Source organism: Nostocoides sp. (assembly GCF_035343835.1).
GTDB classification, from domain to species: Bacteria; Actinomycetota; Actinomycetes; order Actinomycetales; family Dermatophilaceae; genus Nostocoides_A; species Nostocoides_A vanveenii.
The window spans coordinates 1-12,992 of sequence record NZ_DAOQZV010000074.1; the positions used below are offsets into that span (position 1 = coordinate 1).

Annotated in this window: 12 protein-coding genes; 11 read left to right on the forward strand and 1 reads right to left on the reverse strand. The window is 69.3% G+C overall.

Annotation, left to right across the window (positions count from 1 at the left end):
- From PKH97_RS07260 to aroB, 11 genes are all read left to right on the forward strand, one after another.
- On the forward strand, positions 1-757 hold a 757-nt coding region (locus tag PKH97_RS07260), incomplete at its 5' end, for a L,D-transpeptidase family protein (RefSeq protein ID WP_324386738.1).
- Positions 758-772: 15 nt separating this feature from the next.
- On the forward strand, positions 773-1,195 hold the full coding sequence (locus PKH97_RS07265; protein WP_324386739.1) for a VOC family protein: 423 nt from the start codon (positions 773-775) through the stop codon (positions 1,193-1,195).
- 15 nt (positions 1,196-1,210) lie between these two features.
- Positions 1,211-1,606: a DUF948 domain-containing protein gene (locus tag PKH97_RS07270; protein ID WP_324386740.1), complete on the forward strand. Its 396-nt coding sequence runs from the start codon at positions 1,211-1,213 to the stop codon at positions 1,604-1,606.
- A gap of 2 nt (positions 1,607-1,608) precedes the next feature.
- Entirely contained in the window at positions 1,609-1,959 is a 351-nt protein-coding gene (locus tag PKH97_RS07275; RefSeq protein ID WP_324386741.1) for a hypothetical protein, read from the forward strand.
- A 97-nt stretch (positions 1,960-2,056) separates the two neighbouring features.
- Positions 2,057-4,753 (forward strand): alanine--tRNA ligase, encoded by a 2,697-nt coding sequence (gene alaS / locus PKH97_RS07280; RefSeq protein WP_324386742.1) that lies wholly within the window; start codon positions 2,057-2,059, stop codon positions 4,751-4,753.
- Positions 4,754-4,773: 20 nt separating this feature from the next.
- The gene (ruvX, locus tag PKH97_RS07285) at positions 4,774-5,262 is read left to right on the forward strand and encodes a Holliday junction resolvase RuvX (RefSeq protein ID WP_324386743.1); all 489 of its coding nucleotides are present in this window, start codon (positions 4,774-4,776) and stop codon (positions 5,260-5,262) included.
- 2 nt (positions 5,263-5,264) lie between these two features.
- Positions 5,265-6,401 carry an endolytic transglycosylase MltG gene (gene mltG / locus PKH97_RS07290; RefSeq protein WP_324386744.1) on the forward strand — a complete coding sequence of 379 codons (1,137 nt, stop codon included), beginning with the start codon at positions 5,265-5,267 and terminating at the stop codon, positions 6,399-6,401.
- A 15-nt stretch (positions 6,402-6,416) separates the two neighbouring features.
- On the forward strand, positions 6,417-7,460 hold the full coding sequence (locus PKH97_RS07295; protein WP_324386745.1) for a shikimate dehydrogenase: 1,044 nt from the start codon (positions 6,417-6,419) through the stop codon (positions 7,458-7,460).
- Between the two features lie 905 nt (positions 7,461-8,365).
- Positions 8,366-9,592: a chorismate synthase gene (aroC, locus tag PKH97_RS07300; protein WP_324386746.1), complete on the forward strand. Its 1,227-nt coding sequence runs from the start codon at positions 8,366-8,368 to the stop codon at positions 9,590-9,592.
- Positions 9,589-10,110 carry a shikimate kinase gene (locus tag PKH97_RS07305; RefSeq protein WP_324386747.1) on the forward strand — a complete coding sequence of 174 codons (522 nt, stop codon included), beginning with the start codon at positions 9,589-9,591 and terminating at the stop codon, positions 10,108-10,110. The genes aroC and PKH97_RS07305 overlap by 4 nt, the downstream gene beginning before the upstream one ends.
- Positions 10,110-11,186, forward strand: coding sequence for a 3-dehydroquinate synthase (aroB, locus tag PKH97_RS07310; RefSeq protein WP_324386748.1), 1,077 nt, complete (start codon positions 10,110-10,112; stop codon positions 11,184-11,186). Before PKH97_RS07305 ends, aroB begins: the two co-directional genes overlap by 1 nt.
- Here aroB and PKH97_RS07315 read toward each other — a convergent pair.
- A complete protein-coding gene (locus tag PKH97_RS07315) occupies positions 11,159-12,748 on the reverse strand; it encodes an FMN-binding glutamate synthase family protein (protein ID WP_324386749.1) in 1,590 nt (529 codons plus the stop codon). The two genes, aroB and PKH97_RS07315, sit on opposite strands and share 28 nt — an antisense overlap.
- Positions 12,749-12,992 lie beyond the last annotated feature (244 nt).

Here is a 12,992-nt window from a genome sequence, read left to right on the forward strand (position 1 = left end):
GAGGCCGGCGCCGGCGCACGCGCAACGGCCCGACCCGGCATACGAACTCCCGGGGCTGGTCGGGCCCGAGAACCCGCCGCCGCCCGCGGGCTTCGACCTGCGCACCGACCCCAAGCCCGATCCCAAGGTCAAGCGGGCCCAGACGATCCTCACCGGCTTCGGCATCCCCGTCGGCACCGTCGACGGCCACTTCGGCCCCGAGACAGCGCGGGGGCTGTGCGCCTTCCGGCGGATCGCCGGCATCGGGACCACGCGGAATGCGCTGGACCAGAAGACGCTCGAGGCGCTCAAGGCCTATGCGCTGAAGTATCCGACCCTGCGGGACATCCCGGCGAAGAACTACCTCGGCAAGAGCACCTATCTCGTCGCGCACCAGACCTGCCAGGTCGTCTTCTATGTCGAGGGCAATCACTATCGACGCGTCTTCGCCTCCTCGACGGGCATGAGCGGCCACCGGACGCCCAACGGCTCCTTCGGTCTCGGCTCGACCATGAAGGGGTGGTACTGCAGCACGCTGTATCCCGAGGGCTGCTCGCACCACACCGAAGGCTGGTTCGCGTCGATCTCGAGCTTTGGGAATATGTATAACCCCCGCCAGGTCAACGGCGACATCTTCCTCCACGGCTCGACGAGCGTCCCGCCCTATCCGGCGAGCCATGGCTGCATCCGCGTGCAGGTCAAGGACGCCGACTGGATGTACAAGTATGTCGGCGTCGGCGTCCGGACTCCGGTGTTCGTCACCGGATCACCGTTCTGACACAGGCCGGTCCGTATGCCGATCCCGCCCCGCGTGCGCCAGGTCGTCCTCGACTGCGAGTCGCCGCGGGTGCTCGCCGAGTTCTATCGGGCGGTGTTCTCCGGCCTCGCCTATCGCCCGGGGGACGAACCGCCGGCGGCCGGTGAGCCGGACCCGCTCGGCGCCGACTGGCTGGTCCTGCGTGGTGACGGGGTCGGGCTGGCGTTCCAGGCCGTGCCGATGCAGCCCCGCGCGACCTGGCCCGATCAGGCTGTGCCCCAGCAGTTGCACCTCGACACGACGGTGCCCGATCTCGACTCCCTCGCCGCGGCCCGGGTCCACATCCTCCAAGCGGGGGGACGGGAGTTGCTCGACCGGACCGACGACCCCGAGGAGCCGCTCGTCGTCTTCGCCGACCCCGCCGGGCACCCGTTCTGCGTGTTCGTCGCGGCGGACTGAGGATAGGGTCGGCCCATGTTCTCGGATGTGTCGCTGGGCGACATCGCGCTGCTCGTCATCGCCCTGGCCATCTCCTATCTCGTCTTCCGGATCGGCTCGCTGATAGGCAAGGCCGGCAAGATCCTCGACGAGACGCAGGTGTCGCTGCGCACAACCACCGAGAACGTCCAGCCCACCCTGGTCAAGCTCACCGACACGGTGGCGCTGACCAACGACCAGCTCGCGCGGGTCGACGGGATCACCAGCAACGTCGGGGCCATGACGACCAATGCGACCGCCTTGACCAGCCTGTTCGCGGCGACGCTCGGCCAGCCGCTGGTCAAGGTCGCCGCGTTCTCCTATGGCGTGCGGCATGCCCTCGGTGGGGTCAAGGACGGCAGCGCCCTCGGCAAGCACGCGCGCAAGGAGTGACGATGCGCCGTCGCCTCCTGTTCGCCGCCGGCGCCGCGGCCCTCGCCGGCTGTGCGTATGCCGCGGTCCGCGTCGGCCGTGCCTATGACCGTGACGATCCGGTCGCCGGCCTCGCCACCTTCGCGCGGACGGTCCGCGCCGGGATGACCGAGCGGGAGCGCGACCTGCGCGACGCGCTCGGTCTCGACGTCGGTGCCCCCGCACCCCGGGGCAAGGGGGACGGCCGCGCACCCGTGGCGAGCCCGCGGCATACGGCAACGGAGGCGCCGCTGACCCCGGACCAGGCTCGCTCGCTCTTGCGCGATCCGGCCGGACCCGACCCGAGGCGGGTCGACGAGGGCTCGGGGATCTGATCCGGCGCCGCCCCTCCCCGGAAACCGGGGGAATCGCCGACCCGTCGGCGCCTAGACTGGACCGTCCCCCGACCTGTCGAGATGAGTGTTCAACGTCATGGAAACCGCTGAGATCCGGCGCCGCTGGCTGTCCTTCTTCCAGAGCAAGGGCCATGTCGTCGTCCCGTCGGCCCCGCTGATCCACGATGACCCCAATCTGCTCTTCGTCAATGCCGGCATGGTGCCCTTCAAGCCCTACTTCCTCGGCCAGGAGACACCGCCGGCGCCGCGCGCGACGAGCGTGCAGAAGTGCGTGCGCACCCAGGACATCGAGGAGGTCGGCAAGACCTCCCGTCACGGCACCTTCTTCCAGATGAACGGCAACTTCTCCTTCGGCGACTATTTCAAGGCCGGGGCGATCGAGCTCGCCTGGGAGTTCGTCACCGGCACCGTCGCGGACGGCCGTCTGGGTCTGGACCCCGAGCGCCTGTGGGTCACCGTGCTCGACAACGACGACGAGGCGATCGGCCTGTGGCGCGAGCTGACCGGCATCCCCATGGAGCGGATCGTCCGCCGGGGGCTGGCCGACAACTATTGGCACATGGGTGTGCCCGGCCCGGGCGGCCCCTGCAGCGAGATCTACTACGACCGCGGGCCCGACTACGGTCCCGAGGGCGGCCCGGCGGTCGACGAGGACCGCTTCATGGAGTTCTGGAATCTCGTCTTCATGCAGGAGTCGCTCTCCGCGGTCCGCAGCAAGGTGGACTTCGACATCGCGGCGCCGCTGCCCAAGAAGAATATCGACACCGGCATGGGGCTCGAGCGCATCGCCACCCTGCTGCAGGGCGTCGACAGCCTCTATGAGATCGACGAGGTCAAGCCCGTCATCGTCAAGGCGGCTGAGATGACCGGCAAGGTCTATGGCGCGCATTCCGGACATGCGGCGGCCCAGTCGCACCCCGACGACGTGCGGATGCGCGTCGTCGCGGATCACGTTCGCACCTCGCTCATGCTCATCGGTGACGGCGTGACTCCCGGCAATGAGGGCCGCGGCTATGTCCTGCGGCGTATGCTGCGCCGCGCGGTGCGTTCGATGCGCCTGCTCGGGTATGCCGATCCCTGCCTCCCCGAGCTGCTGCCGGTCTCGCTGGCGAAGATGACGCTGTCCTATCCCGAGTTGGAGACCGGTTTCGGCCGGATCAGCCAGATCGCGTATGCCGAGGAGGAGGCGTTCCGGCGCACGTTGGCCTCCGGCACGACCATCCTCGACGTCGCCGTCGCGCGCACCAAGGCGGCGGGCGCGACCACGCTGTCGGGTGACGATGCGTTCGCGCTCCACGACACCTATGGTTTCCCGATCGACCTGACCCTCGAGATGGCGCAGGAGCAGGGGCTGGAGGTCGACCGCGACGGCTTCACACGTCTGATGCAGGAGCAGCGGCAGCGGGCCAAGGCCGACGCGAAGGCGAAGAAGTCCGGCCACGGCGAGATCACGGCATACCGGCAGGTCGCGGACGCGCTCGGGCATGCGGTGGAGTTCACCGGATACACCGAGGTCAGTGGCGAGGGGCGCGTGCGCGGCATCCTCGCTGCGGGCACGCCGGTCAGCACGGCGCACCCGGGGGACGAGATCGAACTCGTCCTCGACCGCACGCCCTTCTATGCCGAGGGCGGTGGCCAGCTCGCGGACGCGGGCCGGATCGTCCTCGACAACGGCGCGGTCATCGACGTGCTTGACGTCCAGAAGCCGATCACCGGCCTCATCGTCCACCGGGCGAGCGTGGTCGACGGAGAGGTCGCGCTCGGGGCGCTCGCCGAGGCGCGCGTCGACACCGGTCGTCGCCGGGCGATCTCGCGCGCCCACACGGCGACCCACATGGTCCACAAGGCGATCCGGGAGGCGTTGGGAGAGACCGCGACCCAGGCGGGGTCGGAGAACGCGCCGGGGCGGTTCCGGTTCGACTTCAACGCGAGTGCGGCGGTCCCGGTGTCGGTCCTGCGCGACGTCGAGGCGCGGGTCAACGCCATGCTCCTCGAGGATCTCGCGGTCCACGCGGAGGTCATGACGCAGGCGCAGGCACGCGACGTGGGCGCGATGGCGCTCTTCGGGGAGAAGTATGGCGATGCCGTCCGCGTCATCTCGGTCGGTGACTGGACCCGGGAGCTGTGCGGCGGCACGCATGCGGAGCGGACGACCCAGCTCGGGACCGTCACCCTGCTCGGAGAGGCGTCGATCGGCTCGGGGGTGCGCCGCGTCGAGGCGCTCGTCGGCAACGATGCGCACGCCTTCCTCGCGCGGGAGCACGCGATCGTCGGCCAGCTGACCGAGATGGTCAAGGCGCGCCCGGAGGAGCTCCCCGAGCGGATCTCCGGGCTGCTCGCCCGGATCCGCGAGTCGGAGCGGGAGATCGAGCGGCTGCGCGGCGACGCGCTGCGCGCCGCCGCGGGCTCGCTCACGGACTCGGCCCGCGACGTCGGCGGCGTGACCTTCGTCGGTCATCACGCGGCGGGCGCGACCGGCGATGAGGCCCGAACGATGGTTCTCGACACCCGCGCCAAACTCGGGAACGAGCGGCCGGTCGTCGTCGCGATCGCGGCGGACGCGGGTGGGAAGCCGGCGATCGTCGTCGCAACCAATGACGCGGCGCGGGCGCGCGGGCTCAAGGCGGGCGCGCTCGTTCGGGTCGGGGCTCAGGTGCTCGGCGGCGGCGGAGGCGGCAAGGACGACATCGCCCAGGGTGGCGGCCAGGATGCATCCCAGACCGGTGCGGCGCTGACCGCGGTCGAGGCTGCGGTCGCGGCGGCGGCGTCCTGAGCGCCGCCATCCGCCCGGGAGTGCGGCTCGGCATCGACGTCGGGAGCGTCCGGGTGGGCGTGGCCGCGTGCGACCGGGACGGCATACTCGCTTATCCGGTGACGACCCTGCCCCGCAACCAGAACGAGTCGGGCGACGACACCGCCGATCTCGCCGAAATCGGGCGTCTGGCCCGCGAACTCGCCGTCATCGAAGTCGTCGTCGGGCTGCCGCGTTCCCTCGACGGCGGCGAAGGTCCCGCGGCTGCCGGTGCGCGCGGTTATGCTCAATCGATTGCGCGCGTGTGCGCCCCTGTCCCGGTGCGGCTCGTCGACGAGCGGCTGACGACGGTGGACGCCCACCGCGGACTCCGGGAGAGCGGCGTCTCCGGCCGGGGTCAGCGACGGGTCGTCGACCAGGCGGCCGCCGTGCTGATCCTCCAGAGCGCCATCGATGCGGAGCGGGCGACCGGGTTTCCACCGGGTCACCCGGCGGCGACGACACGGCGCAGGCCGCGACGGAAAGGGTGATGATGAGGCAGCAACTCGAAGAGGAGATCTTCGGGACGGGGCAGCCCGGCGGCGGCACGGGGGAGCCCAATCGGCGCGCCATGCAGAGCTTCGCCGCGCTCGTCGTGAGCCTGACCGTCCTCGTGGGCGGCGGCTTCGCGGCCTACCACTTCATCGGGCCGGCGATCGAGAAATTCGTCGCCACCGACGATTACCCGGGGCCCGGGTCGGGCTCGGTCACCTTCGTCGTCGATGAGGGCGCGTCCGGCTCGGAGATCGCCGCCGGGCTGGTCAAGGCGGGGATCATCAAGTCGACGAGCGCGTTCATCAGCGCGTCGAGCGCCACCCCGGACCAGGCCAAGGCGATCCAGCCGGGCAGCTACACGATGCAGAAGGAGATGACGGCCAAGGACGCCCTGGCCTATCTCTCCGACCCGACCCACCGAAGCGTCAAGCGCGTGACGGTCCGTGAGGGCCTGTGGGCGAGCGAGATCTATCCGATTCTCTCCAAGGCGAGCGGCATTCCCGTCAAGGACTACCAGGCCGCAGCCAAGAACACCAAGGCGCTCGGTCTGCCCGCCGAGGCCAAGGGCAATGTCGAAGGCTGGCTCTTCCCCTCGACCTACGAGTTCGACAAGAAGTCCACCGCAGCCGACCAGTTGACGACCATGGTCAAGCAGGCGGTGAAGGTGATGACGGCGGAGGGCATCGCCAAGGACAAGTGGGAGGAGACGCTGATCATGGCGTCGATCATCGAGGCCGAGGCCGGCTCGTCCGCTGACCGGCCCAAGGTCTCGCGCGTCTTCTGGAACCGGCTTGACGAGCCGACTGGGGAGACGGCCGGCTTCCTGCAGTCCGACGCGACGGTCTCCTATGGCGCCAAGCGGCGCGCCGTGGCACCGACGCAGGCGGAGATCGATGACGCATCGAACCCCTACAACACGCGCGCACACAAGGGTCTGCCGCCCGGCCCGATCTCGAACCCCGGCAAGGACTCGATCGACGCGGCCGTCCACCCGGCGACGGGCGACTGGCTCTATTTCGTCACCGTCAACCCCGATACCGGCGAGACGAAGTTCTCGACGACCTTCGCGCAGTTCCTGATCGACCAGAACGAGTTCAAGGCGTGGTGCACGGCCAATCCGAAGGCCAAGTGCTGACGGAGCCCTGACGCCATGCCGCAAGCCCTCGTCCTGGGCTCGCCCATCGGGCATTCGCTGTCACCGGTGCTGCACCGGGCGGCATACGCCTCGCTCGGCCTGACCGATTGGACGTATGCCGCGTGCCAGCTCGACGAGGCGGCCTTCCCGGCGTTCGTGGCCGGACTGGGCGCGGACGTGCGCGGGTTGTCGCTGACCATGCCGCTCAAAGAGGTCGCGTTCACCGTCGCGTCATCCGTCTCGGACCGGGCGCGCTTGGCCGCGGCGATCAACACGCTGTTGCGGCGCGACGACGGCGGCTGGGACGCCGACAACACCGACATCGCGGGAATCGTCGCGACGCTCGGTTTGGCTGCGCGCCGGCGGGACGAAGCGGAAGCGCCGGGGCAGGAGAAACGGGTTTCGGGCGCGCGTCGGCGGGACGAGGCGGAAGCGCCGGGGCAGGAGACACGACCCTCGGTCGCAGAGCGACGCTCGCGCCGCGACTGCCCCTCTGCTTCCGCCTCGCCCCGCCACTCTCCTGACTGCTCACCTTTCGATCCCAAGGGTGACGAGCTCCTCAGACCCGCGGAGTCTCCGAGCGGGCTGATCCTCGGGGCGGGCGCGACGGCGCGATCGGCGCTGATCGCGCTGCGGGAGCTGGGGTGCCACCGGGTGGCCGTCTGCGCGCGGAGTCCGGAGAAGGCGTGGGCGTCGCTGGGGGAGCTGGCGGCGGGCCTGGACGTCGAGCTAACGGTTAGGGAAATGGCCGCGTGGCCAGAGGTGGATGCAACGCTGGTTGTCTCGACGCTGCCCGGGGCGGGGGCCTTGGGCGCTGCCGAGGTGCTACGCGGGAGCGGGCGTGGTCTTCACGGGGTCGTTCTACTGGATGTGGTCTATGCGGACTGGCCGACGCCGCTGGCGCGGGCGGCGCAGGCCTCGGGGGCGCAGGTGGTCAGTGGGCTGAACATGCTGGTGCACCAGGCGGTCGAGCAAGTCGAGTTGATGACCGGGCAGCGTCCGGACGCGCAGGTGCTGCTGGCTGCGGGCTGGGCCGAACTTGCTCGACGGTCGTCCTGAGGGGCCTGAGGTTCGCACTTGGGCCGTAGCGGCGCGAATCCAAACGGTGGACGTATAGGAGCAGGAGCATGGATGAGCACACTGCAATGCTTGTCCCAGACGCAGCGTTGCAATAGGGCAGTGTGGCCCAGTAAAGCCAAATCTGAGATCAATGCCAGTACGAGGCCGGAGCGCGGTCCTTTAACAGTGGATCGATCGGCTCCATCCATGATTTGTGCAGTTCGATCGCGCGATGCCACCATATGCCGTCATAATCCTGAAACTCAACAAATACTGTGACACCGCGTTCGAACGATCCTGAGGAGAGAAGTGTTGCCCCACTGGGGCTCACCTCAAGGGACGCCTTCCCGCCCGCTCGGATTTGTTCCGCACCGAAGGACAGGTCAGCCGACTGGCCGTCTTCAGTGATCGTGAGAGCTCGGACACGGGGTGAAATATTGGTGAAGGAGTTGAATTCTCGATCTGAAGTTGGTAAGCACCCGAACTTCCTTGCCTGACGAAGAGAGGGTAGACGCCGTCCGCCCAGCGACGCTCTGCCGTTGCCTGAGCTGACCTCCAAGGAAACAAGAAGAACATAAAGCCACTAGTCAGTCCGACTATTCGAGTAGCGTTGCGAGCCAGGTCGCGCACGCGACTCCATCGTTTGAACTCAACCAGCGCATCCCGATCCCCATTCGCGTAGTCACGGCCAAACTATGGCATAACGTTGTTTGGTCTGCGTGGCAGGTCCCCGTGTGGGGAAGACAAATTCGGATCCAAAGGCCTTTCCGGCCGCCATGTTATGCAGGTCAGCCGCCTCCCGTCGAGGACTCTTGGCGGTAAGTGAAGTTCGAGCCTCTAGGGCCCGTCGTCCGCGCAATGGAAGGGGACGGGCGCTGTCGGGGGTGCGTGCGAGGATGCCGGGCATGGTGCGTTGGCTGACCGCGGGCGAGTCGCACGGGCAGGCGCTCGTGGCGACGATCGAGGGCTTCCCGGCGGGGATCGAAGTGACGACCGCGGATGTGCAGAGGGCGCTGGCGCGCCGGCGGCTCGGGTTCGGGCGCGGTGCGCGGATGGCCTTTGAACAAGACGTGGTGACCTTCCTCGGCGGGGTCCGGCACGGCCATACCATCGGCTCTCCGGTGGCGATCATGATCGGCAATAGCGAGTGGCCGAAGTGGCAGACCGTGATGTCGGCGGACCCGGTCAGCGACGAGGCGTATGCCGCGTCCGGTGACGTCAACGCCCCGCAGGAGATCGGGCGCAACCGGCCGCTGACCCGGCCCCGGCCCGGGCATGCGGACCTCGTAGGGATGCAGAAGTACGGCTTCGAGGATGCCCGGCCGATCCTGGAGCGAGCCTCCGCGCGCGAGACGGCGGCGCGGGTTGCGCTCGGTGAGGTGGCGGCGCGGCTGTTGGCGCAGGCATACGGGATCGGGCTGGTGTCGCACACCGTCGCGATCGGCACGGCGGCGCTCGCCGACGGTGCCGCCGTGCCCGAGCCCGGCGATGTGGACGCCCTCGATGCCGACCCGGTGCGCACCCTCGACGCAGCGGGGTCGGCAGCGATGGTCGCCGAAGTGGAAGCGGCGAAGAAGGACGGCGACACGCTCGGCGGGGTCGTCGAGGTGATCGCGTACGACGTGCCGCCCGGCCTCGGGTCGCACGTCCACTGGGACCGGCGCCTGGACGCGCGGCTTGCCGGTGCCCTGATGGGGATTCAGGCAATCAAGGGTGTCGAGGTCGGCGACGGATTCGCCACGGCGCGCCGGCGCGGGTCGCAAGCGCACGATGAGATGCAGCGCGACGCGGATGGCGTGATCCGGCGACGCACCGGCCGGGCCGGTGGGACCGAGGGCGGCATGTCCAGCGGCGGCATCCTTCGGGTGCGCGCGGCCATGAAGCCGATCTCGACGGTGCCGCGCTCGCTCGACACCGTCGACATTGCGGATCCCGACGCCGAGGCCAAGGCCATTCACCAGCGCTCGGATGTGTGCGCGGTGCCGGCGGCTGGCGTGGTCGCCGAGGCCATGGTGGCGCTGGTGCTGGCCGAGGCCTGCCTGGAGAAATTCGGCGGGGATTCCGTTGCGGAGACGCGACGGAACTTCGAGAGCTATCTGGCCGCGATCCCGGCGGGAATGCGCTCGTGGTGACGCGCCCGGTCGCCGTGCTCATCGGGCCGCCGGGATCGGGCAAGACCACGGTCGGCCGAACCCTGGCAGCACGGCTCAATGTGGCGCTTCATGACACCGACGCCGCGGTCGAGGTGGTCGCGGGCAAGACGATCGCCGATGTCTTCATCGACGACGGGGAGCCGGCGTTCCGAGCGCTGGAGCGGGCCGAGGTGGCCCGTGCGTTGGCCCAGGAGTCCGGTGTGCTCGCGCTCGGTGGCGGCGCGCCGATGGACCCGGCCACTGCCGACGCGCTCGCCGGTCATCGCGTCGTGATGCTCGACGTGGGCATCGCGGACGCGGCCAAACGGGTGGGCTTCGATCAGTCTCGGCCGCTGCTCGCCGTCAACCCGCGCGCCAGCTGGGTGGCGCTGATGAAGGAGCGCCGCCCGACCTATGAGCGACTCGCCCGCCATCGCGTGGACACCGCGGGGCGCACGCCCGAGGAGATCGCTGCCGAGATCGTGGCGTTGCTGCGCGCGGACGAGGGGCAGGCCTGATGGCCGAGCTCGCGCGGGTGCGGGTGGGCACGGCATACGACGTGGTGATCGGTCGCGGCATCCTGGAGGCGGCCGCTGACCTGGTGCCGGCAACGGCGACGCGTGCTCTTCTCGTGCACAGCGGCGCCCTGCCGGAGGTCGTCGCTCGCGTGCGGGAGGCGCTCGACGCCCGGGGGGTCCGTGTGGTCGAAGGGCTGGTGCCCGATGCCGAGGCGGCGAAAACCCTTGCTGTGGCCGGAGATTTGTGGTCTCTGCTCGGGCGCGAGTCGTTCACTCGCACGGACGCCGTCGTCGGCGTCGGGGGCGGCACGGTCACCGATCTCGCCGGGTTCGTGGCGGCGTCCTGGCTGCGAGGCGTGCCCTTCGTCAACGTGCCGACGACCGTGCTCGCCATGGTCGACGCGGCAGTGGGTGGCAAGACAGGCATCAACACGGCCGAGGGCAAGAATCTCGTCGGCGCCTTCTACGAACCGCTCGGTGTCGTCTGCGATATCGACGTGCTCGCGACGCTGCCGGAGCGCGACTTTGTCGCCGGGATGGCCGAGGTGATCAAGGCGGGCTTCATCGCCGATCCCCGCATCCTTGAGCTGGTCGAGGAGGACCCGGCCTCGGCAAGGGGGGTGGGCCGACATACCGTCGAATTGATCGGACGGGCCGTTGCCATGAAGGCCCGCGTGGTGTCGCAAGACCTGCGGGAGGCGGGGCTTCGGGAGATCCTCAACTACGGGCACACGCTGGGGCATGCGATCGAACAGCACGCCGGTTACACCATGCGCCACGGGGATGCCGTCGCGATCGGGATGGTTTTCGCGGCCGAACTCGCCCATCGCTCCGGGTTGATCGATTCCGCTTTGCTTGCGCGGCATCGCGACATCCTCAGCCTTGTCGGCCTGCCCACGACGTATGCCGGCGCGCCCCTCGACGCGCTGCTGGTCGCCATGGGACGCGATAAGAAGACGCGGGGTTCGACATTGCGGTTCGTGGTGCTGGAGGACCTGGCGCAGCCGACGCGACTGGTGGGTCCGGCCCCGGAACTCCTGCAGTCGGCCTACGACTCGCTTGGCACCACGGCCTGAACTGCCTCGTCGGTGGACGGCGCGGAGCCGCCGGCGGGCGCCGTCTGCGACATCAGCGCGGTGATCTCGTCGCGGATGCGCGGGCCGGGTGCCCCCCACGTCGGTTGGTAGCCATAGACCACGCGCAGCGGGGTACCCCGCCGGTTGCCGTCCATGATCTCCACGTCGTCGGCGTCGAGCAGGCTCGGATGCCACACGCCACACGCCTCGGACACCTTGAGCAGGTCGCGGCGAAGGGTGCGGATGTAGTTTGCGGCGCGCTCGGCCTTCAGGGTCGGGTCGAGGCCGCGCGCGAGCCATGTGCTCTGAGTGGCCACGCCGGTAGGGCAGTGGTCGGTGTGGCACTTCTGCGCCTGGATGCAGCCGATCGACATCATCGCCTCGCGGGCGACATTGACCATGTCCGCCCCCAGCGCGAACGCGACGAGTGCGTTGTCGGGCAGGCCGAGTTTGCCCGAGCCGATGAAGACGACGTCATCGCTGAGGCCGGCCTCGGCAAAGAGTGAGTAGACGCGGGCGAAGCCGACGCGGAAGGGGAGGGCGACGGCGTCGGTGAACACCAGCGGCGCCGCGCCCGTGCCGCCCTCGCCGCCGTCGACAGTGATGAAATCGACTCCGCGAGAACGACTTTGCATCTGGCCGGCGAGGCTCTCCCAGAAGCCCATCTCGCCGATGGCGGACTTGATGCCGACCGGTTTGCCGGTGGCCTGGGCTATCCGTTCGACAAAGTCGAGCATGCTGTCGACATCGTTGAACTCCGCGTGCCGCGACGGGCTGGCGCAATCCTTGCCCAACGGTATGCCGCGAATCTCGGCGATCTCGGGGGTGATCTTGGCGGCGGGCAGCATGCCGCCGAGGCCGGGCTTGGCGCCCTGGCTCAGCTTGATCTCGATGGCCTTGACGGGAGCGGACTCGACGACGCGCATGAGCGTGTCGAGGTCGAAACGCCCCTCGTCGTCGCGGCAGCCGAAGTAGGCGGTGCCGATCTGGAGGGTCAGGTCGCCGCCTTGGCGATGATGGGCGGACAGGCCGCCTTCCCCGGTGTTGTGCAGGCAGCCCGCGAGCTTGGCGCCGCCATTGAGCGCGGCGATCGCATTGCCGGACAGTGAGCCGAAGCTCATGGCCGAGATGTTGACGACCGAGTCCGGGCGGAAGGCGTCACGGCGCCCGCGGGGGCCGCCGAGGATCTTGCCGCAGGGCAGCCATACGTCATCCGCGGCGTGCGTGCCGGTGGGGGCGGCCACGGGGGCGAAGGTGTGGTGCTTGAAGATCACGTATTCGGCGTTCTCGACGTCGTTGTCGGTGCCGAAGCCGGTGTAGTTGTTCTCCATCTTGGAGCTGGCATAGATCCACGAGCGCTGGTCGCGGCTGAAGGGCCGCTCCTCGTCATTGCCGGTCACGATGTACTGGCGCAGCTCCGGACCGATCTCCTCCAGCGCGAACCGGGCGTGCGCGATGACCGGGAAGTTGCGCATCAAGCTGTGGCGCTTCTGGGTCAGGTCATGGGCGGCGACTCCGGCGATGCCGGCGGCAACTGCGGACAGCACAACCTTGGGCTTCATGGCGACATGATGCCCGTTTTCGGATGCTTTCGGGCGCGGCGCAGCAGCTGTGCTTCGACCGACTGAATTTGTGCCTCGACCGGAGGGAGCGTCAGGGGGTGTCCGGGGTGGCCTTCTTGGTGGTGCGCTTGGCCGGGGTCCGCTTGGTTGTCGCGCGCTTCGCAGTGGCCTTCGACGCGGCGCGCTTCTGGGGCGCCTTCGTGGCCGCCGCCTTCGCGGGCGCGGCCTTCGTGGCGGGCGCCTT

Excerpts from the sequence above, each read along its gene's own strand:
- PKH97_RS07265 (WP_324386739.1), top strand. The coding sequence starts at position 773 with ATGCCGATCCCGCCCCGCGTGCGCCAGGTCGTCCTCGACTGCGAGTCG.
- PKH97_RS07315 (WP_324386749.1), bottom strand. The coding sequence starts at position 12,748 with ATGAAGCCCAAGGTTGTGCTGTCCGCAGTTGCCGCCGGCATCGCCGGA.
- PKH97_RS07275 (WP_324386741.1), top strand. The coding sequence starts at position 1,609 with ATGCGCCGTCGCCTCCTGTTCGCCGCCGGCGCCGCGGCCCTCGCCGGC.
- aroB (WP_324386748.1), top strand. The coding sequence starts at position 10,110 with ATGGCCGAGCTCGCGCGGGTGCGGGTGGGCACGGCATACGACGTGGTG.
- alaS (WP_324386742.1), top strand. The coding sequence starts at position 2,057 with ATGGAAACCGCTGAGATCCGGCGCCGCTGGCTGTCCTTCTTCCAGAGC.
- PKH97_RS07270 (WP_324386740.1), top strand. The coding sequence starts at position 1,211 with ATGTTCTCGGATGTGTCGCTGGGCGACATCGCGCTGCTCGTCATCGCC.
- aroC (WP_324386746.1), top strand. The coding sequence starts at position 8,366 with ATGGTGCGTTGGCTGACCGCGGGCGAGTCGCACGGGCAGGCGCTCGTG.
- PKH97_RS07295 (WP_324386745.1), top strand. The coding sequence starts at position 6,417 with ATGCCGCAAGCCCTCGTCCTGGGCTCGCCCATCGGGCATTCGCTGTCA.
- mltG (WP_324386744.1), top strand. The coding sequence starts at position 5,265 with ATGAGGCAGCAACTCGAAGAGGAGATCTTCGGGACGGGGCAGCCCGGC.